The following is a 4,653-nucleotide window of genomic DNA, read 5'->3' on the forward strand; positions in this document are numbered from 1 at the left end:
GCTGATACTTGGAACAAGTTTAACGTTCCCGATTTGCGTGGTGTTTTTTTACGAGGTGTTGATGATGACCGCGAGATAGACCGCTTTCGTTATCTTGGCACTTTACAAAATGACGCTATGAGAAAGCATGATCACGGGGGTCAATCCTTTACGATTTTGAATGATGAAAATCAGGAAGAGAGTTGGCATGGTGATATGACGATCATCTGGGGATATGTGTTGAATGACCAGCAAAGGTTGAAGCTTGCTGAACGTTTGGGTGTGAGAGTAGAGGATATACGCGTGCACCATAAGCTCGCCTTTCCCCATTCCCACCTTCATATGCGTGATGTTGTTTGGGCTCGTTCAGGTGTAAGTGAGACGCGCCCGATTAATATGAGTGTTGTATTTGGAATCAAGACGTGAGGTTCAGATGACCACGATTTATGATTGGTCTTTAACGGCATCTGAGAATGGTGGTGCTGATGCTTTAATTAATTGGTCAGAGGGACAGCATCCTAACACAGTTAATAATAGCGCTCGTGTGATGATGCAGCGGGTGAGTGAGTATTTATCGGATACGGGTGGCGCGCTTGAAGGCATTGTTACGGTTGATAATAACCAAAAGACGAGCGTGATAAGGCTTTTAAGCCAATCGGCATTTTTAGAGTATAAGAATGGGATATCGGTTTGTTTTAAAGCGAAGGGTAAGAATGTTGGGGCGACAACAATTGCTTTAAATAATTTAGTTGGCAAACCTGTTTATAAGGCGACAGAAACCGGTTTATTAGCCTTATCGGGAGGAGAGATACAAGATGGTTGTCTTTATAGGCTTGTGTATGATGAAGAGCTTACGGGTTGGCAAGTTCTCAACCCGACAAGGGGCAAAGTTTCTTCCTTAAAACGCTTACCCACTGGTCTGATAGGACCGTTTGCAATGGAGCGCTTGCCGGATGGTTGGTTGCCATGTGATGGGCGTGCTTATTCACGGTATGTTTATTGGGATTTATTTTCTGCGATAGGAACGACGTGGGGAGAAGGAGATGGCGCCACGACGTTTAATGTTCCCGATTTTCGGGGGTTATTTTTACGGGGACTTGATAATGAACGCAATTTAGACCCTTGGCGTTCTTTTGCAAGTATACAATCCTGTTCTTTAAAAGCGCACGAACATTTTATAGGTCCAGCGTCATCAGAAGGTCTTTCTTCTCGAAAAAAACGAGATGTTTCTTCTTCTGAAGCGCCCGTGACAAGGCGCAAGAGAGCTATAGACGAAGAGTGTGTAGGTTTGAGTGGGGATGCCTTGGAAAGGTGTAATCAAGAATTTGACCAAATAGCAGGAAGTCCACAGGTAGAGACTCCCTTTTGGTTTACAGCAAAAGACAAGCCGCCGCGTTTACCTTGGTTTATCAGGGGCCCCTTTGCTAATTTTTTATATTATTCAACGCCTATAACAGAAGGTCTGAATGACAGAGAGCATCATGAACATCACCTCATGGCAGAGAGGGTTGGTGGTGTTGAAACGCGCCCCGTTAATGTGAGTGTAATTTATGGGATCAAGACATGAGGAGTTGAAATGTCATTAAAACCGTTTGCGATATCAGAGATTAGCGACCCGTCTCAAGTACGGGTCGTTTTGTATTCTGGGGGAGGTTTTGTTCATGCGCCGCTTACTGGCGTTTTTGATTTACTGAAAGCAGCTTTGAAAACGGAGCTTGATGGTTCTGTGAAAGATTTAGAGAAGCGCTTAGAGACCTTAAGAGAAGAGTTTGAAGATTTGAAAGAGTGTTCATTTTAGGTTTAATGGAGGAATAAAGCAGATGAAGATACCCGATCATAGTCATGAGTATCTGATACCAATAGCAACGAAAGAGGAAATCAGAGAAGGGACTTCGCAAGACAGCGTTGTTGTTCCGAAGCTTTTAGGGACGGCATCTTTGTATTCGTATGAAACTTTTGCGCCGTTAGAGCAGGTTGTTAATGCACGTCAAGAAGCAGAAAAAGCCATGTCGCGTGCGAATGGTGCGCAACAGGTTGCAGAAGAGGCGAAAAAAGTATCGGAAAGAGCGCTTACAGAAGTTACCAAAACGGGTGAAGCGGTTACAGCAGTAACAACAACGGCTAATCTAGCAAAAGATACAGCAGATACAGCCAAGGGATTAGCCGAAGAAGCCAAGAGTGCCTCTGATGCCGCCAAGCAAATGGCAGAAGNCTTAGCGACCCGTCTCAAGTACGGGTCGTTTTGTATTCTGGGGGAGGTTTTGTTCATGCGCCGCTTACTGGCGTTTTTGATTTACTGAAAGCCGCTTTGAAAACAGAGCTTGATGGTTCACTGAAAGATTTAGAGAAGCGCTTAGAGGCGTTAAGCGAAGAGCTTGAAGATTTGAAAGAGTGTTCATTTTAGGTTTAATGGAGGAATAAAGCAGATGAAGATACCCGATCATGAACATGAATATTTGATACCAATAGCAACGAAAGAGGAAATCAGAGAAGGGACTTCGCAAGACAGCGTTGTTGTTCCGAAGATTTTAGGGACGGCATCTTTGTATTCGTATGAAACCTTTGCGCCGTTAGAACAGGTTGTGAATGCAAGGCAAGAAGCAGAAAAAGCCATGTCGCGTGCGAATGGTGCGCAACAGGTTGCAGAAGAGGCGAAAAAAGTATCGGAAAGAGCGCTTACAGAAGTTACCAAAACGGGTGAAGCGGTTACAGCAGTAACAACAACGGCTAATCTTGCAAAAGATACAGCAGATACAGCCAAGGGATTAGCCGAAGAAGCCAAGAGTGCCTCTGATGCCGCCAAGCAAATGGCAGAAGAGGCGAAGGCAGGATTTGATAGAGCTACAGGGGAAATAAGTAGTACGAAAGGTTCATTGGCTACGGCATTGCAAAGTTTTGTAGAGGTCAAGCAGGCAAGTGAGAACGCCGTCCATGTCTCGACAGAAGCAAAGAGATTAGCCGATGAATCGAAGTCCATTGCTGAACGTGCAGAACAAACAGCGAGAGATGCTTCCCAAACAGCAACAGAGACAACCCAAGTAGCCGCAACAGCGGTAGCAACGTGTCATGAAGTTAAGACAGTAGCGACACAAGCAAGTATGAAGGCAGATGGAGCCANGTCCATTGCTGAACGTGCAGAACAAACAGCGAGAGATGCTTCCCAAACAGCAACAGAGACGACGCAAGTAGCCGCAACAGCGGTAGCAACGTGTCATGAAGTTAAGACAGTAGCGACACAAGCAAGTATGAAGGCAGATGGAGCCAAACAGACAGCCGCTGATGCGAAGGATATTGCCGAAGAAGCAAAAGGTTTATCGGAACGGGCGACATCTTCTGTTACAGAACTTACAAAAACAGCGTCTCAAGTACAAACGGCAGTAGAGAAGGCATTAACGGAGTCAAGAGAATCCAAACAGATAGCAGAGTCATCTAAGACACTCTCAGAAGAAGCCAAACAACTTGCAACAGAAGCCCAAAATTCCTCTACCAATGCGTTTACAGAAGCGAATGCAGCGAAGGATAAAGCATCTACAGCGCTTACCTTAGTCAATGATGTCAAGAATATTTCTGAAGAAGTGAAAGGTATTGCAGAAACGGCATTATCGACCGCTACCACAGCTAAACAGGCTGGTGATGAGATCGGGCAAAAAGCTTTAGAAGCGTTAACGAAGTCGAGTGAAGCTAAGAGCACNGCCTCTACCACAGCTAAACAGGCTGGTGATGAGATCGGGCAAAAAGCTTTAGAAGCGTTAACGAAGTCGAGTGAAGCTAAGAGCACAGCAGAGACGGCAGAAGAGAAAGCCGCAAGAGCCGAAAAGAAGGCGGATGATGCGACAGTTACAGCTTCTGAAGCCAAGACTANCAGCAGAGACGGCAGAAGAGAAAGCCGCAAGAGCCGAAAAGAAGGCGGATGATGCGACAGTTACAGCTTCTGAAGCCAAGACTATGGTGCAAGAAGCAAAACAGGCGTTAGAGACATCAACAGCGCAACAAGATGCTTCAGAAGCACTGTCTAAAGCCGCTGAAGCGAAGAAAGTAGCAGATCAGGCAGCAACGTTAGCCAATGAAAGTAAAACGACAGCTGTTGAGGCAAAAGGTTTAGTGGAGGAAGTAAAACAATCGGTAGCGACAGCGACAGAAACAGCAGAGAGCGTAGCTAAGGAAGCCAAAGTAGCATCAGAAAGCGCTGTTACAGTTGCGAATGCAGCGAAGAGCACAGCAGAAGAAGCCAAGAGTGCAGCGGATAGTGCAACAGAGAAAGTAGAGCAAGCTGTAAGAGAGGCTAGCGATGCGAAATCTAAAGCGGAAAGTTTAAAGACTGTTGCGACTGAAGCGAAATCCACGAGTGAACAAGCAAGTCAAACAGCCTCTAATGCTAAAAGTTTATCAGAAGAAGCAAAGGTTAAAGCAGAAAGTGTAGAGAGAGTTGCGAATGAAGCAAATCAAACAGCGACTTCTTCGAAGATCGTATCAGAAGAAGCAAAAGAAGAGGCAAGTAATGCCAAAGCGATAGCCTTAGAAGCGAAAAGTGCAGCAGATAGTGCAATAGCGAAAGCGGAGCAAGCCCAACAGAGCACAACAGAAGCCTCTAGAATAGCTTTGGAAGCGAAAGCGGTAGCAGAGTCTGCGGTGCGTTCAGGAGAGACGGCAGGGCAGGTGAGTGGGGAAGCGGTG

Annotated in this window: 3 protein-coding genes and 3 pseudogenes; all 6 read left to right on the forward strand. The window is 45.8% G+C overall.

What is annotated here, in order from left to right; all coding sequences use genetic code 11:
• Positions 1–405, forward strand: a pseudogene (locus tag ACFILU_RS03750) (phage tail protein); the annotation flags it as partial.
• Between the two features lie 7 nt (positions 406–412).
• Positions 413–1,546, forward strand: a complete 1,134-nt coding sequence (locus ACFILU_RS03755) for a phage tail protein (RefSeq protein WP_375674809.1) — start codon at positions 413–415, stop codon at positions 1,544–1,546.
• A 9-nt stretch (positions 1,547–1,555) separates the two neighbouring features.
• On the forward strand, positions 1,556–1,777 hold the full coding sequence (locus ACFILU_RS03760) for a hypothetical protein (protein ID WP_375674810.1): 222 nt from the start codon (positions 1,556–1,558) through the stop codon (positions 1,775–1,777).
• Between the two features lie 414 nt (positions 1,778–2,191).
• Positions 2,192–2,383: pseudogene (locus tag ACFILU_RS03765) on the forward strand (hypothetical protein); the annotation flags it as partial.
• 22 nt (positions 2,384–2,405) lie between these two features.
• Positions 2,406–3,374 (forward strand): annotated as a pseudogene (locus ACFILU_RS09580) (hypothetical protein); the annotation flags it as partial.
• A 430-nt stretch (positions 3,375–3,804) separates the two neighbouring features.
• A partial coding sequence (locus tag ACFILU_RS09585; RefSeq protein WP_404977449.1) for an alanine-zipper protein occupies positions 3,805–4,653 on the forward strand: 849 nt, incomplete at its 3' end.

This window comes from Bartonella sp. CL100XZDX (assembly GCF_042195375.1).
GTDB lineage: Bacteria > Pseudomonadota > Alphaproteobacteria > Rhizobiales > Rhizobiaceae > Bartonella.

Bases quoted from the DNA above. Each gene is read 5' to 3' on its own strand.
- ACFILU_RS03760 (WP_375674810.1), top strand. From the start codon at position 1,556: ATGTCATTAAAACCGTTTGCGATATCAGAGATTAGCGACCCGTCTCAA.
- ACFILU_RS03755 (WP_375674809.1), top strand. From the start codon at position 413: ATGACCACGATTTATGATTGGTCTTTAACGGCATCTGAGAATGGTGGT.